Raw genomic sequence first — 26,524 nt, forward strand, 5'->3', positions numbered from 1 at the left:
CCGAGCCGATAAACCAAAACCATGAAATACCGATGATGGACGTGAATACGGGACGATTGGCCGCTGCTTCACGAATCAGTGAATTCGTGCCTTTGATGATGTTCCATTCGATTTTTGTGTCCGGTATTTTAGCGGGTACAGACGGCATAAACAGGCTGGTCATCGTGCCGCCGATAGCGACCAATAACACCAAACCGCCAACAATATACGGCGGAACGCCTGCGACTGCGGTGCCCAAAATTTGGCCGAGCAAAATGGCGATAAACGTACCCGATTCAATCAGGCTGTTGCCCATAATCAGCTCTTTGTCGTTGAGGTAATCGGGCAAAATGGCATATTTCAGAGGGCCGAACAAGGTCGATTGCGTACCCATGCAAAACAGGCAGATTAAAAGCAAAGGCGCGGATTGGATGTAGAAGCCATACGCCGCCACTGCCATGATGATGATTTCCAACAGCTTGATCCAGCGTGCCAAAACGGCTTTATCAAATTTGTTGCTCAGCTGTCCTGACAGCGCGGAAAACAGGAAGTAGGGCAGGATAAACAGCATCGCACCCAAGTTCAGCATTTGGCTGGGTGGCAGAAAGTCGTTTTTACCCAAACCGTAAAAACTGATCATCACGAATAATGTGGTTTTGAACATATTATCGTTCAACGCGCCCAAAAACTGCGTCCCAAAGAGCGGCGCGAAACGGCGGGTCGTGTGGAAATTCAGATTGTCTTTTTTAAGGCTCATCGTTTGGATTCTTTGTCTTCGTCTTTTTCGATCAGTTTTTCAGTGGAGTCATCGTCCATCAAAATGCGGTGCGCAGGTCCTTCAAGGTCGTCAAACTGTCCGTTTTTACCCGACCACCAGAAAAACCAGCCGATGATAAAGGCCAAAATAATGCTGATGGGGACAAGGATAAACATACTTTCCATTACATCGCTCCGGTCAAATCGGTCAGGATAAAGGTTTTACCGTTGATGGTCAGATATTCGTTGCGCAACGCACCGATATTTTTATCGTCAAAAAACAATTCGATACGGTCTTTAACCACGCGCCAGTATTGTGGGATATCGGTTTGCTCAAAAGGCGACAATACCGCTGCTTCGGCTGCGTCTTCGCTTTGCAGCTTGATTGCGAAGCGTCCGCTTTGCGGCGGATTTTGCGATTCATCATCTGTTAACATAATAAAAAATCCGGCATGTTCGCCGTCTTGAGTGTGGATACTGAAATAATGCATATCGGGAAATCTTCAAAACCGCCGTCATTTTTTCAGACGGCCTAAAATAAAATTCCGTCCATTTTACATCAAATATTAAGTCAAGCAGCCGATTACATTTTTTGTTAGAATACGGCGTTTACTTTGTTAATCTGTTCAGACCGCTACCCACTACGTCCCACAAGGGGTGCAACATAGCCGGAGCCGCAGTCAGGTCCCGACAAAAATGCCGTCTGAAACCTCAAGGAGCATAAAATGACACAAAAATTAATCTTGGTTTTGAACTGCGGCAGCTCTTCCCTCAAAGGTGCCGTATTGGATAACGACAGCGGCGAAGTATTGTTGAGCTGCTTGGCAGAAAAACTCAATCTGCCTGATGCCTACATTACCTTTAAATTCAACGGTGAAAAACGCAAAGTCGATCTTTCTGCCAAACCTGACCATACCGGTGCCGTTGAAGCCCTGATGGAAGAACTGAAAGCGCATGATCTCGACAGCCGTATCGGCGCCATCGGCCACCGTGTCGTCAGCGGCGGCGAGTTGTACAGCGAATCCATCCTCGTTGATGACGAAGTTATCGCCGGCATCGAAAAATGTATTCCGCTCGCTCCGCTGCACAACCCTGCGCACCTCTTGGGTCTGCGTGCCGCACAAAGCATTTTCAAAGGTTTGCCTAACGTTGTCGTATTCGACACCGCTTTCCACCAAACCATGCCGGAACATGCCTACACCTACGCTGTTCCACATGAATTGTATGAAAAATACGGCTTGCGTCGCTACGGCGCGCACGGTACCAGCTACCGCTACGTTTCTGATGAAACCGCCCGTTTCCTCGGTAAAGACAAAAAAGACCTGCGCATGGTGATTGCCCACTTGGGTAACGGCGCATCTATTACCGCCGTCGCCAACGGCGAATCACGCGATACCAGCATGGGTCTGACTCCGCTGGAAGGTTTGGTCATGGGTACCCGCAGCGGCGATATCGACCCTTCAGTTTTCAGCTTCTTGGCTGAAAATGCCAACATGACCATCGCCCAAATCACCGAAATGCTGAACAAGAAATCAGGTCTGCTCGGTATTTCAGGTTTGTCTAACGACTGCCGCACCATCGAAGAAGAAGCTGCCAAAGGTCATCCAGGCGCCAAACTGGCTTTGGAAATGTTCATCTACCGCTTAGCTAAATACATTGGCAGCATGACAGTAGCGGCAGGCGGTTTGGACGCATTGGTCTTTACCGGCGGTATCGGTGAAAACTCCGACATCATCCGCGAACGCGTATTGGGCTACTTGGGCTTCCTCGGTCTGTACATCGACCAAGAAGCTAACCTGAAAGCCCGCTTCGGTAATGCTGGTGTGATTACCACTGCCGACAGCAAAGCTGTTGCCGTTGTGATTCCTACCAACGAAGAATTGATGATTGCACACGATACTGCCCGTCTGAGCGGCCTGTAATCCGTCATTATTGAAAACCTGCCCGCAAGGGCAGGTTTTTTATTGTGTATAGATGAAGAAAATTTTGAGAATATATTGAGAAAAGCCGGTAAACATTACATTTGCCGGCTTTTCCGTTTGATCCACTCGCAGTTTCTGCGAATTCTCTTTTAAGTATTTTTCATAGGGTTGCATGAATGCTATTTCTTACCGTTCTTAATACCCTCACTCAACACCTGTTGAAAACGCTCGTAATCACAAAAGCCCTTTTCATCTTTTTCACAGCCTTTGAGCGTTAAAGCTGTTTGGTTTGGTGGTGTCGCTAAACTTAATGGCGTGGTGTTAATCAGCTGTTCGGTAGATTGATACACATAATCCAACTTAAATTTGAGCTTACCACTTGGTTTGTGCTTCCATACTTCAAATAGCAGCTTGCCACCGATTGGGATATTTTCCAATGAACCATCTAATTCATAAGGCTCAACACCTAATGCAGCCAGCAGAGCGACGATATTAGAATCGTGTCCAACCAATAAGTTAATTTTATTTTCGCTATTTAGCTGCTGCTGAATAAATGCCAATAACGGATATGATGCATTTTGTGCTAACGCTTCATTGTTTTTAAATAAAGTGCGGTAATATTCGTTTTTAATTTCGTTAATTGCGCGCCATTTTTCTTGGCTATCCACACGACCGTTTGCAATTTCAGAATCAGGCTTACCCACATAATGTGCGAGCAATAATGCACTGACAATTTTCTTCCCGGTGCTGATAGAACCCGTAATCTTGACCGACTTGCCGTCTTTGATACTGTATTCACCGACTTTTCCACCTAAATCACATTCGCCTTTTTGCAAGCAGTTTGGTGAATTTTTATAATCGATGATTTCACTCAATAGCGCATAATTTGGCGCTAATTTTTGCTGTAAAGCGGTTAAATCAACGTTATTTTTTGCAGATTCAATCAAAGCTTGGCTTGGATTGTGCGCCTGCGTGTTAAAAATTGGATCTTTTTCTGAACCAATTTCACCGTGATGTTGCAGTTGAACATTACAGCCTGCAAAAGCTCCCGCCACAATGGCCTGACCTGTTGCAATGGTGCGTTGCACTCCATTCGCATAAGCGAAAATCCCTTCACCCGATGCACAACGATCTGTCGTTAATAATCCTTTATCCGCAAGCCATTGTCCTAAATATTGACTGAAATAGGTTTCTAGCACTGTCCCTTTTGCCGTGAGATAACCAGATGGCACATCCCATTTTGCCCACGCATACGGGGAATATTTCGCCATTTCTTGCGGATCTTTTTCCACTGGTGAACGCAATCCGTGTCGGCTGAAAATCAATACTTTCTCTAATTCATAATCAGAACTTGAGGAAGTTTGACCATTTTCTGTTGCAAACGCACTACTTGCTAAAGCTGAGCCAAGCAAAAGTGCGGTGAATTTTAGGGTTATTTTTTTCATATTCGATACCTAATCATTTAATGTTGAAATTGAGCTATAAAAATTCAAGGCATATTTGGTGCCGTAAACTAACACCATAAATACTGCAACAATATTGACTACCGCTTAATCAGTGCAATATTAAGATACTGATAGATAGGTTTAGAACTTATAACTGATGGTAAACAGCAAAGTCCTGCCTCGTGCGTAGTTGTTCAAAACGGAGCGTGTCGTACCGCCATATTTGCCATTGCATAAACCGTTGGCATCGCATTCGACTTCCTCATCATCTAAACCGCCTTTTCTTTCAAATACGCTGAAATAGCGCTGGGTTGCGGCATCATTTGCGGCATCCAAAGGATCGACATAGCGTTTATTGAACGCATTTTGAATGTCAAAACGAAGGATAAGGTTTTTCTTCGGTTCATAATTGGCATAGAAATCAAAAATCATCGGCTGTCTGTTGATGCTTTCTGTTTTTTTGATCACCCTTCTGCCCATTTGATGTGAAGAGTAGGTATTAGCACCGGTTGTACCGTCAACAAATTCCTCCTCAGTCGTCGCCCGTGTACTTTTGCCGTAATAGCGCATAATGCCGCCGATGGTCAATTTGTTGCCCAACCATCGGGATCCTAATTCAAACCGACCATAATCTCGGGGTAAGCGTGAAATTTTGCTTAAGCCGTAGCCCTGTTTAATTTGGTCTTCTTTAGAAGAGTTGCGGGGCGATTCGCTGGCATCGCTATAATTGGTCGGCTGGTTGGTTCTTTGATATGCGTAAGACAGGGTGGTAAAAAAGCGGCCGAAATCATAGTTCATTTCCACTTCCAAACCATTTTTATGGACAGGTTTGGCATAGTTTCGATGTTGGATAGAGTATTGCAGGCCGGTACTGGTTACCCAGCTGGGTGCTTTATCCAAATCCCACCATTTGCCATAAACATTGTGAATATAGTTGTTTATCTTGCTGCGGTAAGCGACCAGTTTGAAACCCAATACATCGTCCGGCTTGAAAATCCCTTTTTTGAAGGTATTGAAGCCTATTTGGTAAGTATTGGCCTGTTCCGGCTTAAGGGCGGTATTGACGCCTGAGTCGCCGATTTGTGAAAAATACATTTCTTGAATATTCGGCATTCTATGCGTACGCGAATAGCTGATAAACGGCATAAAGTAGTCGTTGACATTGATGTTTAATGCCACCGAATGGTTTACCGCATGCTTTTTACCGGATTTGGTATAAACCGGTTCGTAAAGGTCGCAGCTTGGCGTGCAATGCTGTTTATAAATTTCAGAATCTTCTCCAAATGCTTTTTTAAAGTCTTCTTGGGTATTGAAGTAGTCGGTATATTCGCCCTTGTAGCGGTAGTTGACCATATTGGCGCTGTAATTCAATTGATAAATGCCTTTTTTCAAGGAAGTATCAAAATAGAACGTATTGAATTTTTGCTGGCCGGAAGGTTGTAATATGGTTGATTTTTGAGGAAATATTCCTTTGTCGCCTTTGAAGCGGCCTAAAAAGCTGTACAGGCCGGCATCTTGATCGGGGCCGTCGTAAAAAAGGCTCAGCTCTTCCGGAAAGCGGTTTTTACTGTATTGGTTTTTAAAGAAATTGAAACCGACAGTAGCTTTTAAATCTGTTTTTTGGGGAAGTTTGAAAGAAAAGCTGTTGTTGATATCCAAAAGATTGGCTGTGTTTTTGGTTTCCAAATAATCAAGCAGCCCCCATCCTGAAAAACGTGAGTTTTTCGGATATTTTTGTTTTCCCAAATTATGGGCGGCCAACACGTTTAAATCGACATAATCGCCAATGTTTAAGTTGTAATTGGCTTGGTAGTTGCGGTTTTCTACTTTGCGGCTGCCGATACGGTTGTTCATGGTACGAAGCTGAAGATCCAGCTTGTTGTTGTCGTTTTCGTATTCCACTTTGACCAAATGGCTGTTTGAGCGTTGTTGCAGGCTGGTCGGGTCGATAGGTGTCAGATCCCATTGCGGTGCCAAATTCTCTTTCCAGCTTCTTTCCAAGTCATCGACATAATCTCTTTGCAAAACTTCGGGATCGTTATATTTTTTGGAGAAAGGATAGTCCCAATAGCTTTTGCCGACCGCATTGCGCTTGGAAAAGTCACGAACCCAGAGATTTTGTTCGTGGTCGAATTTCAATAAGTTGCTCTCAAAATATTCTTGTTTTTTACGGTCCAAATATTCCTCGCCAAAATTGCCGATACGCTGACCGCCGCCGCCTACTTTATAGTTTTGCTCGACATTACGGTGGCTGTAACCATATAACGCACCAAGGCGTGCGCCACTGTCAAACCATTTTTGTACTGCTCCGGTTGCCATAAAGTTGCTTTTGGTGCTGTTTGTGCCGGTCAATCCTTTGGTCAAGAGGCCGAAGGTATTGTTTCCGTGTACCACATCGTCCACCCGTAAAGTACGGAAATTGGCTGTACCGGATAAGGTATTGATGCCGTTGGCACCCGAGAAACTGCCTTTTGTTACATCGACGCCGGCAATAAAATTGGGATCCAGTGCCGTACCGAATTGCGAGGAGCTGCCGCTGCGTCCGGCATCGGCAGAAGTGGAATAGAAGGTTTGGGTGACGCCGTCAACCATCGTATTGACACGTCCCAAACCGCTATCGCCACGGATATTGACTGCTAATACCCCCGATCCCTTGTCTTGTTGGGTGAAAACGCCGGGCATGCTCCGAACGATGGTATCGATGTTTTCGCTGGATTGATAAACGCGTTCACGCGAACTTTTGGCTTGGCCTTCGGTAAAAACTTTTTTCTCTTTGGCAATGTGTTTGCCTTTGACTTGAATTTCATCAAGCTCTTGAGTTGAAACCTCTTCTTCTGCGTGTGCGATACTGGTTATAGCCAGTAAAGATAATGTTAGTAGATTTAATTTGAAATTCGGATTCATGATAGTTACCTCAGAAACGAAGTTGCTACTGTATAACATATTATTAAACTTTACAAATATTTTGATAATGGTTTTTATTTGTTAAAAAATAAAGTAAAATTTTGTTTTATAAGATAATCCAAGCGCATATGATGAATCCGGCTGAAAAGATAAAGTAGGTCTGAATTTGAATTGGGTTGGTCGAGAAGAAGGGAGATTTAATTGAATTTAAATAGCCGGAATAAGAAAATTTGATTGCGATATGTGAACTGGGCCGTTGGTTTCAAATGAAACCGGTAAAAAACATGAAATGCAAAATATAAAGTTAATATAGAAAGGTTTGAAGTCAGTTGAAGAAAAGGCCGTCTGAAAATGATATTTCAGACGGCCTTTATTGTTTTAAGCCTTATTCCGGACCGCGGAATGTGTCGTGGCAGGATTTACAGCTTGCACCGGTTTCGCCGTAAGCGGCTTTGATTTCTTCCAATTTGCCGGTTTGTGCGGCGGCGTTGAGTTTCTCAACTGCAGCGGCAAATTTTTCTTCTTCGGCTTTGAAAGTTGCCGTGTCTGTCCAGATGGCAGGCAGGGCGCGGCCGTTGCCTTGAGGGTCGGATTCAAACAAGGTGAACGGTTTTTTGCTGTTTTCGGCGAAGGTTGCGGCGGCTTGTTTGAATTTTTCTACGTCGTAAGGCTCTTCGTCTTTGACCATTTTGCCCATGCGGGTAAACTCGGGCATCATGGATTTGAACGCGGCCGTACGGTCTTCGGAAATCGGGCCTTTAGGCTGGGAAGGCGCACCGCTGCCGCCACAGGCGGAAAGGGTAAGCGCCACTGTTACCAAAGCAACAGGGAGAAAACGGGTTTTCATATGGAGTGTGTCCTATTGTAATGATATGATTATCGTTAAATTTAAAATCAGTCGGCCAAACACTCAGGCCGTTTGATAAGGCGTTATCATACCTTAAACCCAAGTCTGAAACGAGTATAGAAAGGAAACGATATGGCAATTTTGATTACCGGAGCATCGGCAGGATTCGGCGCGGCAATGTGCCGTACTTTTGTTGCGGCAGGCTATCATGTCATCGGCGCGGCACGGCGCGAAGACAAATTGCAGCAGTTGGCAGAGGAATTGGGCGAGCAGTTTTACCCTTTGGAAATGGATGTTTCGCGCACGGAGTCGATTCAAAACGCTTTGAACAGCCTGCCTGAGCATTTGTCCGAAATCGATTGCCTGATCAACAACGCCGGTTTGGCTTTGGGTTTGGATACTGCCGATAAAGCCGATTTTGGTGATTGGGAAACCATGATTCAAACCAATATCATCGGCCTGACTTTTCTGACCCGCCAGATTTTGCCGCAAATGGTAGCGCGCAAACAGGGCTACATTATCAATTTGGGTTCGATTGCCGGTAGTTATGCTTATTCAGGCAGTAATGTCTATGGCGCGACCAAGGCTTTTGTGCGCCAATTCAGTATGAACCTGCGAGCCGAATTGGCGGATAAAAACATCCGCATTACTAATATCGAACCGGGTTTGTGCGGTGATACCGAGTTTTCCAATGTCCGTTTCAAAGGCGATGATCAGCGTGCGGCCGAGGTTTATGAGAATGTCGAGTTTATCCAGCCGCAAGATATTGCCGATACCGCTTTATGGCTCTATCAGCGTCCGGCGCGGATGAACGTCAATTCCATCGAAATCATGCCGGTTGCCCAGACCTTTGCAGGCATGAAAGTTTACCGCGATGAGCCTGCTCCGGTGAAGGAAGAAACGTTTGAAAAACAAAGCATGTCTTTGTTTGGGAAAATTAAATCTTGGTTTAAGTAATCGGCATCAGGCCGTCTGAACGTTTCAGACGGCCTCTTTGTTATCTGAAATTGAACAAACACGTTATAATGTAATTTTTTATTAACAAGGCCGTCTGAAAGGCTGTTTCAGTTATGAACGCAATCAAACAAAAAATCTTAGAACAAGCGCAGCGCGATGGCGTGCAGGTAACCGCATTGCGCGAGCAAGTGCTTGATATTGTTTTGAAACAAAGCGGCGTGATTAAAGCCTACAACGTTCTGTCGCAGATGCAGCAGCAAAGCGAGGGCGTGGTTGCACCGCCGACGGCCTACCGCGCCCTTGATTTTTGGGCGGAGCAGGGCGTTTTGCACAAAGTGGCGGCGGTCAACGGCTATATTTTGTGCAGCCACGCGCAGCACGAGTGCAACGATCATTGCCACGACCACGAAGAAACAGAGGCGCACCACAGCGCGTTTATTTTGGTTTGCACCGAATGCGGTACGGCGGATGAGCAGACCTTGAGCCAAGAATGGGCGGCATTGCGTGCAGGCGTGGCCGAAACCGGTTTCTCATTAAAAGAAGAACATGTTGTTTTAACAGGAATTTGTAAAAAATGTCAGAAGTAAAAAAGACTAAAGTCCACCTGATTTCAGGCTTCCTCGGAACAGGCAAAACCACCGCCCTCAAAAGTCTGATGGCACAAAAAGACCCGAATGAAAAATGGGTCATCATTGTCAACGAATTTGGCGAAATCGGCATTGACGGCGCCGTCTTGAGCGACAACGGCATTCCCGTAGCTGAAATCGCCGGCGGCTGTTTGTGCTGTACTGCCGGCGCACAAATGGGTACGACCGTACAAAAGATGCTGCGCGATGCCCAACCCGACCGCTTGATGATTGAAGCCAGCGGCCTGGCGCACGCCGCCAGCGTTATCGACGAACTGAAAGCCAAACCGCTCGACAGTATGTTAGAAATCGGTGCAGTCTTTACCGTTGTCGATCCGCGTCAATTCATCAATCCCGATTACGCTCAACAAGCCTTGTATAAAGACCAAATCGGCATTTGCGACGTATTGGTTGCCAGCAAAACCGACTTGTGCACGCCGGAGCAACTGGCCGAATTTCATGATAAAGCGGCCAAGCTGTTCCCGCCCAAAGCCAAAGTGGTTGAAGTCCAAAATGCGCAACTCGACATCCAGTGGCTTGATATTCCCGTTGTCGAAAAATCGCGCTACCGTCTCAAAGCCCTGCCAGACAACACCATGGGCTTCCAGTCCCAAGGTTTCACTTTCCCTGCCGGACGTGATTTCGACGGCGAAAAGCTGACCGATTTCTTCAACGACCTGCCTAAATTTACAGACGGCCTCGTTCGTGCCAAAGGCGTGTTCCAAGTGCTCGGTACATGGGTATGGCTGAACTGGGTGGACGGTCAATGGGGCGCAAACCAAGTTTCATGGCGCCGTGACTCGCGCTTTGAGCTGATTGCCAAATCGTTTGACGCGGATTTGATTGAGAAGAAACTGCAGGAGGCCTTGGAGAAGTAAATCATCGGCCAAACGCTTATTAATCCGTTACTATATGCCGTCTGAAGTCAGCGGTTTCAGACGGCCTTCAAATCAAAAAAATAGAGGAACACTTAACCATGTGGCGTTATATCTTTCAACGTTTGCTCCTTTTGATTCCCACGTTGTTGGGGATTTTGGCGATTACCTTCGCCGTGATTCAGTTTGTTCCCGGCGGCCCGGTGGAGCAGATGGTTCAGCAGCTGACTCAGGGTGCGGTTGGCGGTGAGACGGCGGGACACAGTATGCCCGGAACTCTGGCCAAAAACGGCAACCGTATCAGTGCGGAAGATTTGGCCGCGCTGAATGCTTTGTACGGTTTCGACAAGCCGCCTGTGACGCGTTTTGTGGATATGGTATGGAAATTTGCCCGTTTCGATTTGGGCGAGAGCTTTTTCCACCACCAAACCGTATTTGAGCTGGTAAAAGAGAAAATGCCGGTATCGATGAGTTTAGGTTTGTGGACATTCTTCCTAACTTATTTGATATGTATTCCGTTGGGTATTGCCAAGGCGGTCAGGGATGGCAGCCGATTCGATACGATTACGGGTATGATCATTTTAGTCGGCTATACCGTACCGCCGTTTGTCTTGGGTTTGGTGTTGCTGGTGTTGTTTGGCGGCGGCAGCTTTTTTGCCTGGTTCCCGCAGGGCGGCTTGGTGGGCGATGATTTCGATACGCTCTCTTGGGCAGGTAAAGTCAAAGATTATTTATGGCATATGGCCTTGCCGATTACCGCTTCGGTGGCAGGCAACTTGGCGGTGATGACCGTATTGACGAAAAACGTGTTCCTTGAAGAAATCCGCCGTCAATATGTTTATACCGCTCGAGCCAAGGGCTTGCCTGAGAAACAGATTTTGTGGAAACATATTTTCCGTAACGCCATGATTCCTCTGATTACCGGTTTTCCGGCCGCATTTATCGGCGCATTCTTTACCGGCAGCCTGTTGATTGAAACACTGTTCTCGCTGGATGGTTTGGGTTTGTTGTCTTACGAGGCCGTGATGAAACGCGATTATCCTGTCGTAATGGGTACGCTGTATGTGTTCACGCTGATGGGGTTGTTGGCTAAATTGGTGTCGGATATTTCTTATTCATGGGTCGATCCGCGTATTCACTTTGGCGGACAGAAATAAGGCCGTCTGAAAATATCTTCAACCCATTATTAAAGAATGTTTCGAACCATGAAAAAGAAAAAATCTACTTCAAACCCTACTTGGCAAGCCTTTAAGCAGCATAAGCGCGGTTGGTTGGCTTTGCGGATTTTGGCCGTTTTGTTTGTCGTCACTTTGCTTGCGCCTTTGTGGAGCAACGACAAACCTTTGTGGATACGCTATCAGGGCGAGTATTTCTTCCCCTTGGTAAACGAATACAACGAAACCGCATTTGGCGGCGATTTCGATACGCCTGCGGATTATTTGGATCCGCTTATCCGCCATAACATCACTTCAGACGGCAATTTTGCCCTTTACCTGCCCAATCCTTACGATGCCGATACCTTAAACGATTTTGATACGGCACCCGATCCGGCCAAACCGTCCGAACGGCATATCTTGGGAACGGACGACCGCGGCCGCGACCTGTTGGCGCGCTTGGTTTACGGTTTCCGCGATTCACTGCTGTTTGCCTTGGTGTTGACTGTGGTGACTACCGTAATCGGCGTGGTTGCAGGCGCGGTGCAGGGTTATTTCGGCGGCAAAACTGACCTTCTGATGCAGCGTTTTATCGAGGTTTGGGGAGGTATGCCGGAGCTGTACCTCTTGATTATCCTGTCTTCGTTCTTTAATCCGGGACTGCTGATTTTGCTGGTGTTGCTGTCGCTTTTCGGCTGGATGGGCTTGTCCGACTATGTTCGCGCCGAGTTTTTGAAAAACCGTCAGACCGATTACGTTTTAGCAGCGCGCGCGATGGGTGTGGGCAACCGTGAAATCATGTGGCGCCATATCCTGCCCAACAGCTTGACGCCGGTATTGGCTTTCCTGCCTTTCCGTATTTCCGGTGCCGTACTTGCCCTGACCAGTTTGGACTTCTTGGGCTTGGGCGTACCTGCCTCACAGGCAAGCTTGGGCGAGTTGCTGGCGCAAGGCAAAGACAACTTGGACGCGTGGTGGATCGGTCTGTCTGCCGTTGCTACGCTGACGGTAATGCTGCTTTTGCTGGTCATGATCGGCGAAGGTTTGCGTCAGGCATTTGACGTACGCGCACGCAGTTAATTGCTTTTCTAAAGCGTGAAGAGGGTAGGCGGCAGAGCCCATCCTTCATTCTCAAGGCCGTCTGAAAAGTTTCAGACGGCCTCATCCATTCGTTTGAATCATTAAAAACCATGAATCAAGAAATCACATTTCTTACTCTTTTTCTGCTCGGCTTTTTTGGCGGAACGCATTGTGTAGGCATGTGCGGCGGATTGAGCAGCGCATTTGCTTTACAGCTGCCGCCACATTTAAACCGAATCGGGCTGATTGTATTGTTGAACTTGGGGCGCATCAGCAGCTATGTCATCATTGGCCTGTTGGTCGGTTTGGTCGGACAGGTCGGCATTTCCTTGGACGATACGCGCGTGGTTCAAAACGCTTTGTATATTGCCGCCAATGTCTTGCTGTTGTTGCTCGGTCTGTATCTTGCCGGGATTTCGACTGCTGCAACCAAAATCGAAGGCATCGGTAAACCGATATGGAAACGCCTGAATCCGTTGCTGAACAAATTGTTGCCGATTAAATCGGTGCCTGCCTGTTTCGGCGTGGGCGTGCTTTGGGGCTGGCTGCCTTGCGGTTTGGTGTACAGCGCGTCTTTGTATGCTTTGGGCAGCGGCAATGCTTTGCACGGCGGGCTGTATATGCTGGCGTTTGCATTAGGGACATTGCCGAACCTGCTTGCGATGGGCATATTTGCAGCGCAGTTGAAAACCTTTCTGCAAAAACGCATGGTTCGTTTGTGTGCCGGACTGTTGGTGGCAGGATGGGCGATATGGCGCTTGGCTGTATTTGCGATGGGGCAAATCGGGTAAGGTAAAAAGGTTTTATTTAGTTTGTTGTTTTGCAATCAAAAAGGCCGTCTGAAAGATTTTCAGACGGCCTTTTTCACAAGAAAGATTTAATGTATCAAATTCCAAGCCATCTTGGCGGCAATCAGCAGCAACATAATGCCGAAGGCGATTTTGAGTTTTCGGGCGGGCAGCTTGTGCGCCGTTTTTACGCCGAGCGGAGCAAAGAGGATGGTGGCAACGCTCAATATGGCCACGGCCGGAAGATAGATAAAGCCTGCTGCGCCTTCAGGCAGGTTGGCAATATGCAAACCGTTGGCAAAATAGCCGATGGTGCCGGCAATCGCAATCGGCCATGCCAGACCTGAAGATGTGCCGATGGCGCGGTGCGCCGGAAAGTTGCAATACAGCAAAAATGGAACGGATAGTGAACCGCCGCCGATACCGACCCAGCTCGAAGCCGCTCCAAAAAGCGTGCCGACGGCTGTCAGACCGGGGAGGGTAGGCAGGGTGCGTGAAGGTTTGGGTTTGGAATCGCGTAGGGTTTTGAGTGCGATAAAGGCAAGAAATGCAATAAAGAAAACCTGTAAAGCCAGCGTCGGCATATATTTTGCGGTTGCTGCGCCGAGGAGTACGCCAAGTATCATGCCCGGCGTCATTCGGCGGACGGTTGCCCAATCGATGGCGTGCTTTTTATATTGGGCGTACATACTGGAGAAGGTGGTAAACACCATTACGGCAAAGGAAGTGCCGATGGCAAGATGCTGGGCATAGGGGTGGCCGCCTATGCCTTGCAATTGCAATGTCCATAAGACAACGGGGACAATCAGCGTGCCACCGCCTACGCCGAACAGTCCGGCAATAAAGCCCGCCGCGCTACCGACGGCGAGCAGGGCAAGGATGATGTCCCAAGACCACATTTCAGACGGCCTTGTCGTGTTTGTGAGTTTTATGGCGTTTTTTAAACCAACGGATGATTGCCATCACATAACCGGACAGGCTGTAACCGAGGAAAAATAGGAAGAGGACGAGCGAAGGCTCCCAATTGATCAAAAGCAGAATCAATACGGCTAACACCATGCCCATAAACGGCACTTGGCGGCGGATATTGATTTCTTTGAAGCTCCAAAACGGAATCTGCACAATCATGGAAATGCCGGCAAACAGGGTGATACCCAATGCCCACCAATGCACGTTGGGGAAACGCTCGACGCTGTGGTTGACCCAAATCAGGCCGACAATCAACGCAGCGGCGGTCGGGCTTGGAACGCCGATAAACCAACGTTTATCGACTTTGCCGATAAGTGTGTTGAACAGTGCCAAACGCAGGGCGGCGCAGGCGCAGTAGATAAAGGCGACGGAATAGCCGATTTTGCCAAACTGCCAAAGTTGCCATTTGTAGGCAATCAGGGCAGGCGCGACGCCGAAACTGACCATATCGGCGAGGCTGTCGAGCTGTTCGCCGAACGCGCTTTGGCTGTTGGTCAGCCGCGCTACGCGTCCGTCCATGCCGTCGAGCAGCATGGAAAGGAAAACTGCAATCGCTGCCGTTTCATAACGTCCGTGCATGGACTGGGTAATGGCGAAGAACGCGCAAAACAGTGCGGCGATGGTAAAGGAATTGGGCAGCAGGTAAATGCTGTTTTTGCGGATGGAGTTGCGTGGAGGAATCGGATTTTCTGTATTTTGTGAGTTGTCCATAATGTTTCCGTATATGCTGCGTGTGCAGATGAGGCATTATACCGCATTGGCAGGTTAAGGATTTTTAATAGGCAAACATAGTTTCACTTCAATTGCATAAAGTTTCAGACGGCCTTTATTGCGTCAGTCAAACAACTCGCCCTGTGCCTGCTCTTTGGTCACGCGTACGTCGGTTTCGCCGTCGGCAAAAGTGATGTGCAGTTTCTGCCCTTGTTTCAACGTATCGGCATTGCGGATGACTTGTCCGCGTGTGTTTTTGACGACAGAGAAACCGCGCTCCAGAATATGCTGCGGCGATACGGCTTCGAGCAATGCAGCTTGGGCGGTCAGGCTTTGACGGCGGTGGGTAAGCAGTTGGCGGAAGGAATGCGACAAGGTCGTCTGAAAGCGGTCGATATTGTTTTTGTAAACGGAAACATCAGGACGGCAATGTTTCAGAGTTTGGGTTTGGCGTTCAAAACGGGCGGTGTGGGCGCGGAGATTTTGTGTCATCGAGTAAGACAGCATTTGCGCCAGCTTGCTGATTGAAGCGCGCTGATCGTCAAGTTTTTGGCGCGGATGACGGATTTGCCGCGCCAACCAGTCGAGTTTTTGGCTGGCATCGAAATAGCGTTGTTCCAAAACAGTTTTCAGACGGCCTTGCGCTTGGGCGAGGCGGTGTAACGATTCTTGGCGGTTGGGGCTGACCAGTTCTGCCGCGCCGGTCGGTGTCGGTGCGCGCACGTCGGCAACAAAGTCGGCGAGCGTGAAATCGGTTTCGTGTCCTACGCCGCTGACGACCGGAATCGCGCAGGCTTCAATGGCGCGTACGACCGGTTCTTCGTTAAACGCCCACAAGTCTTCAATGCTGCCGCCGCCGCGACAGACAATCAATACGTCACACTCGGCGCGTTGCGAAGCGGTTTTAATCGCTTGGGCAATTTGCAACTCGCTGCCTGTGCCTTGAACGGGCGTCGGATAAACGATAACGGGGATTTCGGGCGCGCGGCGGTTTAAGGTGGTTACAACATCGCGCAAAGCCGCCGCCGCCAGGCTGGTGACGATGCCGATACATTGCGGACGGGCAGGTAACAGTTTTTTGCGTTCCGCTGAAAACGCGCCTTCTGCCTGCAACTGTGCCTTCAATCGTTCATAGGCTTCGTAAAGCTGCCCCAAACCTTTGAGCCGCACCTCGTTTACGGTAATCTGAAATTCGCCCCGCGCCTCGTAAATGCTGATTTTCCCTGATACTTCGATATGGTCGCCTTCTTTCAAAGGCTTCGCTAAACGCGCCGCCGCACCTTTGAACATCGCGCAACGCACCTGCGCGCGGCTGTCTTTAAGCGAGAAGTAATAATGTCCGCTGGCGGCGCGGGTCAGGTTGGATACTTCACCGGCAATCCACAAACCTGCGAGATGGTCTTCCAGCAAGGCTTTGGCAAGAGCGTTGAGTTCGGATACGGAAATGGAGGAGGGCGCGAAAAGTTCGGACATTGCGAAACAGGAAAAATTTAGGAAAGTTGAATTATAAGGGTTTTAGAGCGATTCGTTGTATTCGTTTTTATGAAACTTGCGCCCTTTGTTTTAATATTATCAAAGCCGCATGTTCAGACGGCCTTGTCTGGGCGGGCTTGTGTTATATTATCGTTTGATTTTCGCTTCAAAAGCCGTGCGTATGCCCAAACTCCACCAAATTATCGAGCGCCATTGGCAATCCCCTAATCCGTTTTTGTCTTTGCTGTTAAAACCATTGTCCAAGCTGTTTGCCAAAATTGCGGCGAAACGGCGCGATGATTTTGTTTCAGGCCGTCTGAAAAGCGAAAAATTGCCTGTGCCAGTGGTGGTGGTCGGTAATATCCATGCAGGCGGAACAGGGAAAACGCCGATAGTCGCCGCGCTGGTGTTGGGTTTGCGGGAAAAGGGCGTTAAGGTCGGCATCATCAGCCGAGGTTACGGGCGCAAGAGTAAGGCGGTTCATGTATTGAATACAGCCAGCAGCGCGGCAGATGCAGGCGATGAGCCTTTATTGCTGTTTCGCCAAACCGGTGCGCCGACGGCGGTAGGCAGCAGCCGTGCAGAAGCAGGCAGGGCATTGCTTGCGGCGCATCCGGAGCTTGAATTGATTGTGGCCGACGACGGCTTGCAACATTATGCCTTGCAACGCGATATGGAAATTGCCGTATTCCCGGCGGCGGATACTGGTCGGACGGATTTGGATTTACTGCCCAACGGCAGTTTGCGCGAACCTTTGTCACGATTAGCTTCCGTTGATGCAGTCGTCGTCAGCGGTGGGCAAGCAGATGTGACATTCAGGCCGTCTGAAAATATGTTTGCCAGCCATATTGAAACAGGGCGGATTTACCGTTTGAACAGGCCGTCTGAAAAATTGAATTTGGCGGGTTTGGGAAATCAAACTGTCGCCGCTGTTGCCGGTATCGCTAAGCCGGAGCGTTTTTTCAATACGTTGCAAAGCATGAATATTGCTTTAAAACAAACCATTGCCTTGCCTGATCACGCTGATATTACGGCGGCGGATTTGCCGGACGCAGATGTGGTGATTATGACGGAAAAGGATGCGGTCAAATTTTCAGACGGCCACGGCCTGAATCATGTGTGGGTCTTGCCTGTTTATGCGATAATTGAGCCGGACTTGGCGGCGTTTGTATCCGCGAATGTTTTAATCTAAATGCTTATAGATGTTTCACAGATGTTTTAAAGATGATCTTCAAACTACGCGATAGGAGTAAATCATGAAGTTAAAATATTTGTTGGTCGCTTGCGCAGCTTTATTTGTATCCACCCAAAGCCTGGCTGCTAAACCAAGTGATGAATCTGCAATGAAATGGTTGGAGATTCAAGGAATAAGCAATAATTATAGCGAGAAAGTGCAACGTTCTTTGGAGATGGTGAATAAAGAGGACAATGAGCGCTTGTTAGCGATGACGCCCAAAGCGCAAAAAGCGCAGATGAAGGCAGTCATCAGCCGTTATATGAAAAACATGCAAGACGATTTGAGCCGCCCTGAGTTGAAAAAACAATGGTTGGATGAAGAAAAGCGTGCCGTACAGAAAGTATTTACACAAGAAGAAGTCGATGTAACCAACCGTTTTTTCTCTTCGTCTCAGGGAAAAAATATTTTGAAAAAGATAAGAAATTTACAACAGCATGGTGGAAATCTTGAGGATATGTTGAGCCAATCGGATATAGAAAAGATGGCTGAAGCATTTGGGCATGGTGCCGGTAAGTCTGCGCTCGAAAAAGTCAAGCATTTCGATAAGCTGAGTGATGAGATTATCCAAAAAAACATGAGTCAAAACTACCTCAATGCAAGCGATAAATATACGCCTGCTTTTGAGGAGCAAACACATGGTATTTTATGCAAAGGAAACCAACATTTGCCGAAGTGTGCCAAATAATTTTCCGACTATCTGAAAATATTTATTTTTTGTTGAAAGGTAGAAAAAGATGAAGCTGAAAACCTTATTATTGCCCTTCGCCGCGCTGGCATTGTGTGCCAACGCATTTGCCGCTACACCCAGCGACGCGTCGCTGGAGCGTCTGTTTGAAGTGCAGAAGATGGATGCCTTGTTGGAACAGTCTTTCCAAAGCATGGAAGGCATTGTGCTTTCCGATCCGAATGTACAGAAATTTTTGAAAGATGCGCCGGAAGACAAACGTCCGCAGTTGGAAGCAGTCTTGAAAAAGTATGCAAACCAATCGATTGCCGAAATCAACACGCCGCAAGTGCGCGCCCAATTGCGTAAAGCGACTTTAGACGGCATGAAGACGGTTTATACGCAAGAAGAAGTCAACGCATTGATTGGCTTTTACAGCACGGCGGTAGGTCAATCGATAATGGACAAAACGCCGCGCTATCTTGAGGCAACGGTGAAGCCGATGATGGACATCCTTGCCGGCAAATACACCCAATCCAACCAAAGCGCAAACCTGAGACGTGAAATCCGCCAAATCATGTGCGAAGGCAAAAATCCTGCCCAAGCCTGCGCCAAACAGCCTAACAAACCGGCACGGAAAAAATAATGCCGCTTGAGGTCGTCTGAAAACGAGCGAAGCAAGTTTCGCCAAAACGAGCGAAGCGAGTTTCGCTAAAACCATCAAACCCGAAAGAAACCCCATGGAAAAAAAATTCTTAGACATCCTCGTCTGCCCCGTTACCAAAGGCAGGCTGGAATATCATCAGGACAAACAGGAATTGTGGAGCCGTCAGGCGAAGCTGGCTTATCCGATTAAAGACGGCATCCCTTATATGCTGGAAAATGAAGCACGAGCGTTGAGCGAAGAGGAACTGAAAGCATGACCGAATTTGTCGTATTGATTCCGGCGCGGTTGGATTCTTCACGTCTGCCGGGCAAGGCTTTGGCTGATATTCACGGTAAACCGATGGTTGTACGTGTTGCCGAACAAGCAGCGAAAAGTGAGGCTGCGCGTGTTGTCGTTGCCACCGACCATCCCGATATTCAGACGGCCTGTCAGGCGCACGGTGTCGAAGTGGTCATGACTTCCAATCAACACGAAAGCGGTACAACGCGCCTTGCCGAAGCGGCCAATACGCTGAAACTGCCGCAGCATCTGATTGTCGTGAACGTACAAGGCGACGAGCCTTTAATCGATCCCGAACTCATCAACCGTACGGCTGAAGTTTTGGTTGAAAACAATGTGCAAATGGCGACGGCCGCCCATGAATTGCACGATTTTGACGAGTTTATGAATCCCAACGTCGTTAAAGCCGTCCTCGACAAAAACCGCAACGCCATCTATTTCAGCCGCGCTCCGATTCCTTACCCGCGCGACGCCATGCGCGCCGAAAAACGCGAATTGCCTTCAGAAACAGCCGTTTTACGCCATATCGGCATTTATGCCTACCGTGCAGGCTTCCTGCAACGCTATTCCGAAATGGAAGTTTCTCCTTTGGAAACCATTGAATCGCTGGAACAATTGCGCGTCTTGTGGCACGGCTATCCGATTGCCGTTGAAATTGCCCGAGAAGCGCCGGCCGCCGGCGTAGATACACAGGAAGATTTGGATAGGGTAAGGGCTGTGTTCGAGGCCGTCTGAAAGGAAAAAACATGAATGATTTACGCCATTTGAGCCGTGACGAACAAAAACTGCTTGCCGATGTCGCTTTGCTGGTTAAAGACGATGATCAAGAGTTCAACTACGAAATGTTGAAAGTGGCCGCGCCCGACGAGGCCAGCGGCGAATTTTGGTTTCGCATGGCAGAAATGCTCAGCACCCTGCCGCCCAATCAGTCTTTAGATTTGCGCATGACCGGCGGACGGTTGGTGGTCGCCGTATCGATTTTATCAGTATTGTTGCAGGAAAGCCCTGACATTCCCCAGCTTTGGGCGCAAAAAGTGATTGCGCTCAACTATCTGGCACACGGTCATCGGACACGCGCCCTCGGTTTGGCGCAACAGCCGGACAAAGCGGCAGAAGCCAACGAGGAAGAATATTTGGCAAAAGCCTTGTCCCAAAATCTACTTTCCACGTTGAAAGACGCGTTGGAACGCTTCCCCGAAGACAGCTGGTTTATCGAAATGCGCGATGATGCGTGGCAGCACTTTGGCGCAGAGCAGGCCGTCTGAAGTTTTGAACGATAAACGCAAGGCGTGTAGAATTAAACAAACATCAAATCCATAAACCAAGAAGGACTCATCATGAAAGTATTATTGTTGGGCGCACCCGGCGCAGGCAAAGGCACACAGGCCCAATTCATCACCGCCGCATTCGGCATTCCTCAAATCTCTACCGGCGACATGCTCCGCGCGGCCATCAAAGCAGGCACCCCGCTGGGTTTGGAAGCAAAGAAAATTATTGATGAAGGCGGTTTGGTGCGCGACGACATCATCATCGGCATGGTGAAAGAACGCATCGCCCAAGACGACTGCAAAAATGGTTTCCTGTTTGACGGTTTCCCACGCACATTGGCACAAGCCGAAGCGATGGTTAAGGCAGGCGTGGATTTGGACGCGGTTGTTGAAATCGATGTACCCGACAGCGTGATTGTCGACCGCATGAGCGGCCGCCGCGTGCATTTGGCTTCCGGCCGTACTTACCACGTTACCTACAATCCGCCTAAAGTCGAAGGCAAAGACGACGTAACCGGCGAAGATTTGATTCAACGCGACGACGACAAAGAAGAAACCGTGAAAAAACGCCTTGCCGTTTACCACGAGCAAACCGAAGTTTTGGTTGATTTCTACAGCAAACTGGAAGGCGAACACGCGCCGAAATACATCAAAGTCGACGGTACCCAGCCAGTAGAAGCCGTGAAAGCCGAAGTACTGAAAGGTTTGGGCAAATAAGTTTTGCCGAAGTAAAATCATGAGGCCGTCTGAAAAAATACTTTCAGACGGCCTTTTGCTGTTAATAAAAGTTAATAATCTCTGTTATTTGAGTTAATGGCAATAATAGCCAATATTATTAGTTTTAATAAGAAAAGTAAGCCACCTATTGCAAATGGAAGTACGGCGAGGCATAGAAGAAATGTAAGCATGATAGTTATCCCAGTTGTTTTAATTGATAGTCTAAATACTACGTTATTCGTAGTAAATAATCAAGAGAAATATACGAAATTCGTAACTTTGATTTTTAGGATAGAAGTTATGAATTTACAAGAAGTTTTTACAAGGCGATTTAAGGAAGCAAGAAAAGCAAAAAATTTGACGCAGGAGAAGCTGGGACTGGCGATAGGATTAGATGAGTTTGTGGCAAGTACGCGTATTAATCGTTATGAGAAAGGAAATCATCAGCCTGATTTGAATACTTTGCAGAAAATTGCTGAAGTATTGGAAGTTCCACCAGCCTTTTTTTTCAGCGATGATGAATTTTCTGTAAAAATTTTAGATTTATATAAGAATAATTAAGGTATGTTGTGATGAGGCCGTCTGAAAAAATACTTTCAGACGGCCTTTCGTGTACAAAAGCTGTTAAAATCGAAGCTATAACCGTTTATCCGCAGGCATCTTATGAATCCCTTAATCTCCGACTTCCAAACCCAGCAACAACGTACTCCCGTTATCGTCGCCCTTGATTTTGCCAACGAAAAAGACACACTCGGATTTGTCCGTAATCTTGACCCGACATTGTGTCAAATCAAAATCGGCAAAGAGCTGTTTACCGCGACCGGTCGCAGTTTGACAGAAAGCTTAATCAATCAAGGTTTCAAACTTTTCCTTGATTTGAAATACCACGATATTCCCCATACTGTTGCGCAGGCATGTAAAGTTGCCGCCGAGATGGGCGTTTGGATGGTCGATATGCACGCATCGGGTGGCCGCCGCATGATGGAAGCCGCCGTAGAAGCCGTTGCCGGATATCACACCAAGCCGCTTTTGATTGGTGTAACCGTGTTGACCAGCATGGAACAAAGCGACTTGGCAGAAATCGGTTTGAACATCGCCCCTGAAGAACAAGTCATCCGCTTGGCGAAACTGGCGCAAAGCTCAGGCTTGGACGGCGTGGTATGTTCTGCTCAAGAAGCCGCACCATTGCGCCACGAATTGGGACAAGATTTCGTCTTGGTTACACCGGGTATCCGCTTGGACGTTGCCGGTAATAATGACGATCAACGCCGCATCATGACACCGGCCGAAGCATTGGCGGCAGGCTCGACTTATCTGGTAATGGGCCGTCCGGTAACCAAAGCTGCCGATCCGGTAGCCGTATTGCGCGAAGTGAACCGCGTGGCGAATGCTTAAGTATAACAATTTTGATGTTGTTCAAAGAAACTACCTCACTTTGATACGGTAGATAAATAGCCAGAAAATTTCAGCTTGGAAAGGAATTTATCCGATGTCTCAATGTAGTCCAGATGTGAGTAATATTTTTGATCTTGATGCATTTCCAGAAGATGATTTGCTTGTAACGGATGCACCTGTTGGATGGTATGCAATCGTATCGCATAAAATTGTCAAAGAAGGGCTTCCTATTAGATTCATGTATCGGGAGTATCAAGGAAATTTACCATTTGACAGCGGATGGCGAGTATTTTCCGGAACAGAAGATAATGAATACACGAATAATCCTGAAAATTTCTCTTTCCATAGTTTAACGCGGCTTACTCATTATCAAGCAGATGTTGGGGAGCTGTTTTGGATGGATATTGGTAGTGTTTTTGAGAAAAAAGAAGGAGAGGATTGTTTTTCTCCTGTTGCCGATTGGTCTCCTTTCGACTTTGAAGAATAATGAAAAGTCAGATTTTATTTTTAATCAGTAAATCTGTCAGATAAGTGCTGAGAATATATTGAAGTTTTCACACATATAAAACAACTTATTTTGGAGTGCATAAAATGCCCACCAAGTTCCAACAAGAAACCCTCAAATCTCGTTTTGCACAAGCCAAAGTCCTTGTTGTCGGTGATGTGATGCTCGATCGCTATTGGTTTGGCGATGTGTCCCGTATTTCTCCTGAGGCCCCTGTGCCGGTGGCGAAAATTTCCCGTATCGACCAACGCGCGGGTGGGGCGGCAAACGTTGCGCGCAATATCGCTTCATTGGGCGGCAAAGTAGGGCTGTTGTCCGTGACCGGCGATGATGAGGCTGCAGATGCACTGGATGCATTGATGGCGCAAGACGGTGTTTCTTCCTATCTGATGCGCGACAAGCAGATTGCGACTACTGTCAAACTGCGCGTTGTTGCTCGCAACCAGCAGCTTATCCGACTTGATTTTGAAGAGTCGCCTCATCGTGAGGTGTTGGAACAAATCAAGCATCAATATCGAGAAGTGTTGCCTGAATACGATGCCATTATTTTTTCAGATTACGGCAAGGGCGGTTTGTCGCATATTTCCGATATGATCGATTGGGCGAAACAGGCCGGTAAACCCGTTTTAATCGACCCCAAAGGCGATGATTACGAAAAATATGCCGGCGCTACGCTGATTACGCCTAACCGTGCAGAATTGAAAGAAGTAGTGGGCAGTTGGAAAAACGAAAACGATTTGACCGAAAAAGCCCAAAATCTGCGCCGTCATCTTGATTTGACCGCGATTTTGCTGACCCGAAGCGAAGAGGGTATGACCCTGTTCAATGAGGGCGAGCCGATTTATCAGCCTACACGGGCCCAAGAAGTCTATGATGTATCCGGTGCGGGCGATACCGTTATTGCCGGAGTGGGCTTGGGTTTGGCCGCTGGTTATACCATGCCTGAAGCCATGCACCTTGCCAATACTGCGGCAGGTGTTGTCGTGGCGAAACTTGGTACGGCGGTTTGCTCGTTTGCCGAATTGACCAAGGCATTGGAAGAGCAGTAATTGCTGTTTCAGACGGCCTTAAAACCTAAAGGCCGTCTGAAAATACAGTTGGAAAACAATCCAGACAGACAAGTTTTTATTTTCAGACGGCATAATTTCTTCAAGGCCGTCTGAAAAATCAAAATAAAGGAAATTCATTATGACCATTATTGTAACAGGCGCGGCCGGCTTTATCGGCAGCAACATCGTCAAAGCACTTAACCAACGCGGTATTACCGACATTGTTGCCGTCGATAATTTGAGCAAAGGCGAAAAATTTAAAAACCTTGCCGAGTGTGAAATTGCCCATTATCTCGATAAACACGAATTTATCCGTCAAGTGCGCGGCCATCTTCTGCCTTACGACGATATCGAAGCCGTTTTCCATCAAGGTGCATGTTCCGATACAATGAATCATGACGGCCTTTACATGATGGACAACAACTACCAGTACACACTTGATCTCTTGGACTGGTGTCAGGATGAACGCATTCCGTTCCTTTATGCTTCTAGCGCCGCTGTGTACGGCAAAGGCGAGATCTTCCGCGAAGAGCGCGAACTGGAAAAACCACTCAATGTGTACGGCTACTCTAAATTCTTGTTTGACCAAGTATTGCGCCGCCGCATGAAAGAAGGCCTGACTGCCCAAGTCGTCGGCTTCCGCTACTTCAACGTATATGGACAGCAGGAGCAACACAAAGGCCGTATGGCATCCGTCGCCTTCCATCATTTCCACCAATACCGCGAGCATGGTTATGTTAATCTGTTTGGCGCCAATGACGGCTACGGCAACGGCGAACAAACCCGCGATTTTGTCAGCGTAGAAGACGTTGCCAAAGTTAACCTTTACTTCTTCGATCATCCTGAGCTTTCAGGTATCTTTAACCTCGGTACAGGCCGCAGCCAACAGTTTAACGAACTTGCCGCCGCCACCGTCAACGCCTGCCGTGCGGCCGAAGGTAAGCCTGAAATGAGTTTGAAAGAGCTGGTTGAAGAAGAACTTATCCGTTATATCCCATTCCCAGATGCACTCAAAGGCAAATATCAGAGCTTTACTCAAGCGGACATTACCAAGCTGCGCGAAGCCGGGTATAAAGAAGAATTCTTGGATGTAAAACAAGGCGTCAGCCGTTACGTTAAATGGATGTTGGAGAAAGTGGTTTAAGTCCTTCTAATTTGAATGATAAGGCCGTCTGAAAAAGGATTTTCAGACGGCCTTATCATTTTGGGAAATTTTAAAATGAGACCTTTGCAAAATTCCTTTTCCTTCCAGCAGCCGAAATCCAAACATAGATTTTCGGCTGTTTTCGTTCCAAGTATCCACTGATTCTACTCAACCCCCCCCCTCCCTCTTTATTCTCCCCGGATACCCGATAATCAGGCATCCGGGCCGCCTTTTAGGTAACAACAGGCGCACTTAGCCTGTTTGCCGCTTTCAACAGGTTTAAACACATTGCCTTCAGATGGCTTTGTGCACTCACTTTAATCAGACCGAAATAGGCTGCTCGAGTGTAGCGGGACTTACGGTGCAGCGTACCGAAGCTTTGTTCGGCCACATAACGGGTCTTCGATAGATTTCGGTTACGTTTGGTTTAGCTTCCATCAGCGGACGGTTATGGTGGGCTTTGCGCATAATGCCGTCCAGCAAACGATGATTACCAGATGCTACCGGTCTTCCTCGCTGTCATAGCCTGAGACCTTTGCACGAGCTTGTCACATTTGACACAAATGGCGCAAGTTAGACACAAATAAGGCACAAACAAAAAAAGACAGCCTTACAAATAAGCTGTCAATTAGAAATTTGGAATATTAAGTTTTTCAATAAATTCAAATGTTTATTGGTGCCCGGAGCCGGAATCGAACCGGCACGGCCGGTTTAGGGCCGACGGATTTTAAGTCCGTTGTGTCTACCTATTTCACCACCCGGGCGTAGACAATAAATTGAGAGATTGGAGGCGGGGGCGCGGATTTGAACCGGCCTATATAAGGGTTGCACCCCTTATAGCATAAACACTCTGCCCCCCCGCCATGAAATAGATGGAGGCGAGAGTCGGAATCGAACCGGCGTAGACGGATTTGCAATCCGCTGCATAACCACTTTGCTATCTCGCCAAATAAACTACTTTGGAGTGTTTGTAGTATTGAAACTGGAGCGGGAAACGAGTCTCGAACTCGCGACCTCAACCTTGGCAAGGTTGCGCTCTACCAACTGAGCTATTCCCGCGTATTCGGATGCATGATTTAATGGAGCGGGAAACGAGTCTCGAACTCGCGACCT

28 protein-coding genes, 4 tRNA genes and 1 pseudogene are annotated in these 26,524 nt (G+C 47.8%); 19 read left to right on the forward strand and 14 right to left on the reverse strand.

From position 1 onward, the window contains the following. From HMPREF3022_RS00255 to HMPREF3022_RS00265, 3 genes are all read right to left on the reverse strand, one after another. Positions 1–736 (reverse strand): MFS transporter (locus tag HMPREF3022_RS00255; protein ID WP_141756474.1); only part of this gene is annotated, 736 nt, incomplete at its 3' end. Then, positions 733–921: a cbb3-type cytochrome oxidase assembly protein CcoS gene (gene ccoS, locus HMPREF3022_RS00260; RefSeq protein WP_049333240.1), complete on the reverse strand. Its 189-nt coding sequence runs from the start codon at positions 919–921 to the stop codon at positions 733–735. The genes ccoS and HMPREF3022_RS00255, both read right to left, overlap by 4 nt. After that, positions 921–1,226, reverse strand: coding sequence for an HLGFF motif protein (locus HMPREF3022_RS00265; protein WP_070764938.1), 306 nt, complete (start codon positions 1,224–1,226; stop codon positions 921–923). Before HMPREF3022_RS00265 ends, ccoS begins: the two co-directional genes overlap by 1 nt. Positions 1,227–1,460: 234 nt before the next feature. On the opposite strand from HMPREF3022_RS00265, the gene HMPREF3022_RS00270 reads away from it, so the two are divergent. Continuing rightward, entirely contained in the window at positions 1,461–2,657 is a 1,197-nt protein-coding gene (locus HMPREF3022_RS00270; RefSeq protein WP_070764939.1) for an acetate kinase, read from the forward strand. A gap of 179 nt (positions 2,658–2,836) precedes the next feature. Here the strand turns inward: HMPREF3022_RS00270 and HMPREF3022_RS00275 are convergent, their stop codons facing one another. From HMPREF3022_RS00275 to HMPREF3022_RS00285, 3 genes are all read right to left on the reverse strand, one after another. After that, positions 2,837–4,102 carry a histidine-type phosphatase gene (locus HMPREF3022_RS00275; protein ID WP_070764940.1) on the reverse strand — a complete coding sequence of 422 codons (1,266 nt, stop codon included), beginning with the start codon at positions 4,100–4,102 and terminating at the stop codon, positions 2,837–2,839. A gap of 141 nt (positions 4,103–4,243) precedes the next feature. Next, the gene (locus tag HMPREF3022_RS00280; protein WP_070764941.1) at positions 4,244–7,006 is read right to left on the reverse strand and encodes a TonB-dependent receptor domain-containing protein; all 2,763 of its coding nucleotides are present in this window, start codon (positions 7,004–7,006) and stop codon (positions 4,244–4,246) included. Positions 7,007–7,391: 385 nt separating this feature from the next. Then, on the reverse strand, positions 7,392–7,853 hold the full coding sequence (locus HMPREF3022_RS00285; RefSeq protein WP_070764942.1) for a c-type cytochrome: 462 nt from the start codon (positions 7,851–7,853) through the stop codon (positions 7,392–7,394). 132 nt (positions 7,854–7,985) lie between these two features. Between HMPREF3022_RS00285 and HMPREF3022_RS00290 the strand changes: the two genes are divergently transcribed. From HMPREF3022_RS00290 to HMPREF3022_RS00315, 6 genes are all read left to right on the forward strand, one after another. Beyond that, entirely contained in the window at positions 7,986–8,810 is an 825-nt protein-coding gene (locus HMPREF3022_RS00290) for an SDR family oxidoreductase (protein WP_070607715.1), read from the forward strand. Positions 8,811–8,923: 113 nt separating this feature from the next. Next, the gene (locus HMPREF3022_RS00295; RefSeq protein WP_003746077.1) at positions 8,924–9,397 is read left to right on the forward strand and encodes a Fur family transcriptional regulator; all 474 of its coding nucleotides are present in this window, start codon (positions 8,924–8,926) and stop codon (positions 9,395–9,397) included. Beyond that, positions 9,385–10,314 (forward strand): CobW family GTP-binding protein, encoded by a 930-nt coding sequence (locus tag HMPREF3022_RS00300; RefSeq protein ID WP_003682934.1) that lies wholly within the window; start codon positions 9,385–9,387, stop codon positions 10,312–10,314. Before HMPREF3022_RS00295 ends, HMPREF3022_RS00300 begins: the two co-directional genes overlap by 13 nt. A 98-nt stretch (positions 10,315–10,412) precedes the next feature. Further along, positions 10,413–11,468 (forward strand): ABC transporter permease subunit, encoded by a 1,056-nt coding sequence (locus HMPREF3022_RS00305; protein ID WP_049333258.1) that lies wholly within the window; start codon positions 10,413–10,415, stop codon positions 11,466–11,468. Positions 11,469–11,504: 36 nt separating this feature from the next. Next, entirely contained in the window at positions 11,505–12,545 is a 1,041-nt protein-coding gene (locus tag HMPREF3022_RS00310; RefSeq protein WP_049333261.1) for an ABC transporter permease, read from the forward strand. Between the two features lie 110 nt (positions 12,546–12,655). Continuing rightward, on the forward strand, positions 12,656–13,336 hold the full coding sequence (locus HMPREF3022_RS00315; RefSeq protein ID WP_049333263.1) for a sulfite exporter TauE/SafE family protein: 681 nt from the start codon (positions 12,656–12,658) through the stop codon (positions 13,334–13,336). Positions 13,337–13,422: 86 nt separating this feature from the next. Here HMPREF3022_RS00315 and HMPREF3022_RS00320 read toward each other — a convergent pair whose 3' ends face one another. The 3 genes from HMPREF3022_RS00320 to xseA all read right to left on the reverse strand — a co-directional run bounded on the left by HMPREF3022_RS00320 (position 13,423) and on the right by xseA (position 16,486). After that, complete coding sequence (locus HMPREF3022_RS00320; RefSeq protein ID WP_049333264.1) at positions 13,423–14,232, reverse strand: sulfite exporter TauE/SafE family protein; 810 nt, start codon at positions 14,230–14,232, stop codon at positions 13,423–13,425. Position 14,233: 1 nt separating this feature from the next. Next, positions 14,234–15,013 (reverse strand): CDP-diacylglycerol--serine O-phosphatidyltransferase, encoded by a 780-nt coding sequence (gene pssA / locus HMPREF3022_RS00325; protein ID WP_049333267.1) that lies wholly within the window; start codon positions 15,011–15,013, stop codon positions 14,234–14,236. Between the two features lie 123 nt (positions 15,014–15,136). Continuing rightward, the gene (xseA, locus tag HMPREF3022_RS00330; protein WP_049333269.1) at positions 15,137–16,486 is read right to left on the reverse strand and encodes an exodeoxyribonuclease VII large subunit; all 1,350 of its coding nucleotides are present in this window, start codon (positions 16,484–16,486) and stop codon (positions 15,137–15,139) included. A gap of 181 nt (positions 16,487–16,667) precedes the next feature. Between xseA and lpxK the strand changes: the two genes are divergently transcribed. From lpxK to rfaD, 12 genes are all read left to right on the forward strand, one after another. After that, positions 16,668–17,678: a tetraacyldisaccharide 4'-kinase gene (gene lpxK, locus HMPREF3022_RS00335; protein WP_070764943.1), complete on the forward strand. Its 1,011-nt coding sequence runs from the start codon at positions 16,668–16,670 to the stop codon at positions 17,676–17,678. A 64-nt stretch (positions 17,679–17,742) separates the two neighbouring features. Further along, positions 17,743–18,408: a DUF2059 domain-containing protein gene (locus HMPREF3022_RS00340; protein WP_070764944.1), complete on the forward strand. Its 666-nt coding sequence runs from the start codon at positions 17,743–17,745 to the stop codon at positions 18,406–18,408. Between the two features lie 49 nt (positions 18,409–18,457). Further along, entirely contained in the window at positions 18,458–19,033 is a 576-nt protein-coding gene (locus HMPREF3022_RS00345; protein WP_070764945.1) for a DUF2059 domain-containing protein, read from the forward strand. Positions 19,034–19,127: 94 nt separating this feature from the next. Beyond that, positions 19,128–19,310: a Trm112 family protein gene (locus HMPREF3022_RS00350; protein WP_002221286.1), complete on the forward strand. Its 183-nt coding sequence runs from the start codon at positions 19,128–19,130 to the stop codon at positions 19,308–19,310. After that, positions 19,307–20,068 carry a 3-deoxy-manno-octulosonate cytidylyltransferase gene (kdsB, locus tag HMPREF3022_RS00355; RefSeq protein WP_070764946.1) on the forward strand — a complete coding sequence of 254 codons (762 nt, stop codon included), beginning with the start codon at positions 19,307–19,309 and terminating at the stop codon, positions 20,066–20,068. Before HMPREF3022_RS00350 ends, kdsB begins: the two co-directional genes overlap by 4 nt. Before the next feature lie 11 nt (positions 20,069–20,079). Continuing rightward, positions 20,080–20,598 (forward strand): 3-deoxy-manno-octulosonate cytidylyltransferase, encoded by a 519-nt coding sequence (locus tag HMPREF3022_RS00360; protein ID WP_070764947.1) that lies wholly within the window; start codon positions 20,080–20,082, stop codon positions 20,596–20,598. Positions 20,599–20,670: 72 nt separating this feature from the next. Continuing rightward, on the forward strand, positions 20,671–21,318 hold the full coding sequence (gene adk, locus HMPREF3022_RS00365) for an adenylate kinase (protein WP_070764948.1): 648 nt from the start codon (positions 20,671–20,673) through the stop codon (positions 21,316–21,318). A 189-nt stretch (positions 21,319–21,507) separates the two neighbouring features. Beyond that, positions 21,508–21,879, forward strand: a complete 372-nt coding sequence (locus HMPREF3022_RS00370; RefSeq protein WP_223169050.1) for a helix-turn-helix domain-containing protein — start codon at positions 21,508–21,510, stop codon at positions 21,877–21,879. Positions 21,880–21,981: 102 nt separating this feature from the next. Beyond that, on the forward strand, positions 21,982–22,713 hold the full coding sequence (pyrF, locus tag HMPREF3022_RS00375; protein WP_070764949.1) for an orotidine-5'-phosphate decarboxylase: 732 nt from the start codon (positions 21,982–21,984) through the stop codon (positions 22,711–22,713). 94 nt (positions 22,714–22,807) lie between these two features. Then, positions 22,808–23,200 carry an immunity protein Imm33 domain-containing protein gene (locus tag HMPREF3022_RS00380; RefSeq protein WP_049333284.1) on the forward strand — a complete coding sequence of 131 codons (393 nt, stop codon included), beginning with the start codon at positions 22,808–22,810 and terminating at the stop codon, positions 23,198–23,200. A gap of 104 nt (positions 23,201–23,304) precedes the next feature. Continuing rightward, positions 23,305–24,267: a D-glycero-beta-D-manno-heptose-7-phosphate kinase gene (rfaE1, locus tag HMPREF3022_RS00385; protein ID WP_049333295.1), complete on the forward strand. Its 963-nt coding sequence runs from the start codon at positions 23,305–23,307 to the stop codon at positions 24,265–24,267. Between the two features lie 139 nt (positions 24,268–24,406). Then, positions 24,407–25,411, forward strand: a complete 1,005-nt coding sequence (gene rfaD / locus HMPREF3022_RS00390; RefSeq protein ID WP_049333286.1) for an ADP-glyceromanno-heptose 6-epimerase — start codon at positions 24,407–24,409, stop codon at positions 25,409–25,411. Positions 25,412–25,643: 232 nt separating this feature from the next. Here rfaD and HMPREF3022_RS11160 read toward each other — a convergent pair. From HMPREF3022_RS11160 to HMPREF3022_RS00405, 5 genes and pseudogenes are all read right to left on the reverse strand, one after another. Further along, positions 25,644–25,938, reverse strand: a pseudogene (locus tag HMPREF3022_RS11160) (transposase); the annotation flags it as partial. 147 nt (positions 25,939–26,085) lie between these two features. After that, positions 26,086–26,175: transfer RNA gene (locus HMPREF3022_RS00395), tRNA-Leu, on the reverse strand. Positions 26,176–26,196: 21 nt separating this feature from the next. Continuing rightward, positions 26,197–26,274: transfer RNA gene (locus tag HMPREF3022_RS11670), tRNA-Cys, on the reverse strand. A 10-nt stretch (positions 26,275–26,284) separates the two neighbouring features. Next, positions 26,285–26,358 (reverse strand) — tRNA-Cys (locus HMPREF3022_RS00400). Between the two features lie 36 nt (positions 26,359–26,394). Then, positions 26,395–26,470: transfer RNA gene (locus HMPREF3022_RS00405), tRNA-Gly, on the reverse strand. Between the last annotated feature and the right edge of the window lie 54 nt (positions 26,471–26,524).

It is taken from the genome of Neisseria sp. HMSC065C04, from assembly GCF_001815375.1.
Lineage (GTDB): Bacteria > Pseudomonadota > Gammaproteobacteria > Burkholderiales > Neisseriaceae > Neisseria > Neisseria flavescens_D.

What these genes read in the sequence shown, in the direction of transcription:
- HMPREF3022_RS00300 (WP_003682934.1), top strand. Translation starts at nt 9,385, where the DNA reads ATGTCAGAAGTAAAAAAGACTAAAGTCCACCTGATTTCAGGCTTCCTC.
- xseA (WP_049333269.1), bottom strand. Translation starts at nt 16,486, where the DNA reads ATGTCCGAACTTTTCGCGCCCTCCTCCATTTCCGTATCCGAACTCAAC.
- HMPREF3022_RS00345 (WP_070764945.1), top strand. Translation starts at nt 18,458, where the DNA reads ATGAAGCTGAAAACCTTATTATTGCCCTTCGCCGCGCTGGCATTGTGT.
- HMPREF3022_RS00305 (WP_049333258.1), top strand. Translation starts at nt 10,413, where the DNA reads ATGTGGCGTTATATCTTTCAACGTTTGCTCCTTTTGATTCCCACGTTG.
- lpxK (WP_070764943.1), top strand. Translation starts at nt 16,668, where the DNA reads ATGCCCAAACTCCACCAAATTATCGAGCGCCATTGGCAATCCCCTAAT.
- HMPREF3022_RS00340 (WP_070764944.1), top strand. Translation starts at nt 17,743, where the DNA reads ATGAAGTTAAAATATTTGTTGGTCGCTTGCGCAGCTTTATTTGTATCC.
- HMPREF3022_RS00315 (WP_049333263.1), top strand. Translation starts at nt 12,656, where the DNA reads ATGAATCAAGAAATCACATTTCTTACTCTTTTTCTGCTCGGCTTTTTT.
- kdsB (WP_070764946.1), top strand. Translation starts at nt 19,307, where the DNA reads ATGACCGAATTTGTCGTATTGATTCCGGCGCGGTTGGATTCTTCACGT.
- HMPREF3022_RS00280 (WP_070764941.1), bottom strand. Translation starts at nt 7,006, where the DNA reads ATGAATCCGAATTTCAAATTAAATCTACTAACATTATCTTTACTGGCT.
- pssA (WP_049333267.1), bottom strand. Translation starts at nt 15,013, where the DNA reads ATGGACAACTCACAAAATACAGAAAATCCGATTCCTCCACGCAACTCC.
- HMPREF3022_RS00275 (WP_070764940.1), bottom strand. Translation starts at nt 4,102, where the DNA reads ATGAAAAAAATAACCCTAAAATTCACCGCACTTTTGCTTGGCTCAGCT.
- HMPREF3022_RS00290 (WP_070607715.1), top strand. Translation starts at nt 7,986, where the DNA reads ATGGCAATTTTGATTACCGGAGCATCGGCAGGATTCGGCGCGGCAATG.
- ccoS (WP_049333240.1), bottom strand. Translation starts at nt 921, where the DNA reads ATGGAAAGTATGTTTATCCTTGTCCCCATCAGCATTATTTTGGCCTTT.
- HMPREF3022_RS00320 (WP_049333264.1), bottom strand. Translation starts at nt 14,232, where the DNA reads ATGTGGTCTTGGGACATCATCCTTGCCCTGCTCGCCGTCGGTAGCGCG.
- HMPREF3022_RS00265 (WP_070764938.1), bottom strand. Translation starts at nt 1,226, where the DNA reads ATGCATTATTTCAGTATCCACACTCAAGACGGCGAACATGCCGGATTT.
- HMPREF3022_RS00270 (WP_070764939.1), top strand. Translation starts at nt 1,461, where the DNA reads ATGACACAAAAATTAATCTTGGTTTTGAACTGCGGCAGCTCTTCCCTC.
- pyrF (WP_070764949.1), top strand. Translation starts at nt 21,982, where the DNA reads ATGAATCCCTTAATCTCCGACTTCCAAACCCAGCAACAACGTACTCCC.
- HMPREF3022_RS00285 (WP_070764942.1), bottom strand. Translation starts at nt 7,853, where the DNA reads ATGAAAACCCGTTTTCTCCCTGTTGCTTTGGTAACAGTGGCGCTTACC.
- HMPREF3022_RS00380 (WP_049333284.1), top strand. Translation starts at nt 22,808, where the DNA reads ATGTCTCAATGTAGTCCAGATGTGAGTAATATTTTTGATCTTGATGCA.
- HMPREF3022_RS00350 (WP_002221286.1), top strand. Translation starts at nt 19,128, where the DNA reads ATGGAAAAAAAATTCTTAGACATCCTCGTCTGCCCCGTTACCAAAGGC.
- rfaE1 (WP_049333295.1), top strand. Translation starts at nt 23,305, where the DNA reads ATGCCCACCAAGTTCCAACAAGAAACCCTCAAATCTCGTTTTGCACAA.
- adk (WP_070764948.1), top strand. Translation starts at nt 20,671, where the DNA reads ATGAAAGTATTATTGTTGGGCGCACCCGGCGCAGGCAAAGGCACACAG.
- rfaD (WP_049333286.1), top strand. Translation starts at nt 24,407, where the DNA reads ATGACCATTATTGTAACAGGCGCGGCCGGCTTTATCGGCAGCAACATC.
- HMPREF3022_RS00370 (WP_223169050.1), top strand. Translation starts at nt 21,508, where the DNA reads ATGATAGTTATCCCAGTTGTTTTAATTGATAGTCTAAATACTACGTTA.
- HMPREF3022_RS00295 (WP_003746077.1), top strand. Translation starts at nt 8,924, where the DNA reads ATGAACGCAATCAAACAAAAAATCTTAGAACAAGCGCAGCGCGATGGC.
- HMPREF3022_RS00310 (WP_049333261.1), top strand. Translation starts at nt 11,505, where the DNA reads ATGTTTCGAACCATGAAAAAGAAAAAATCTACTTCAAACCCTACTTGG.
- HMPREF3022_RS00360 (WP_070764947.1), top strand. Translation starts at nt 20,080, where the DNA reads ATGAATGATTTACGCCATTTGAGCCGTGACGAACAAAAACTGCTTGCC.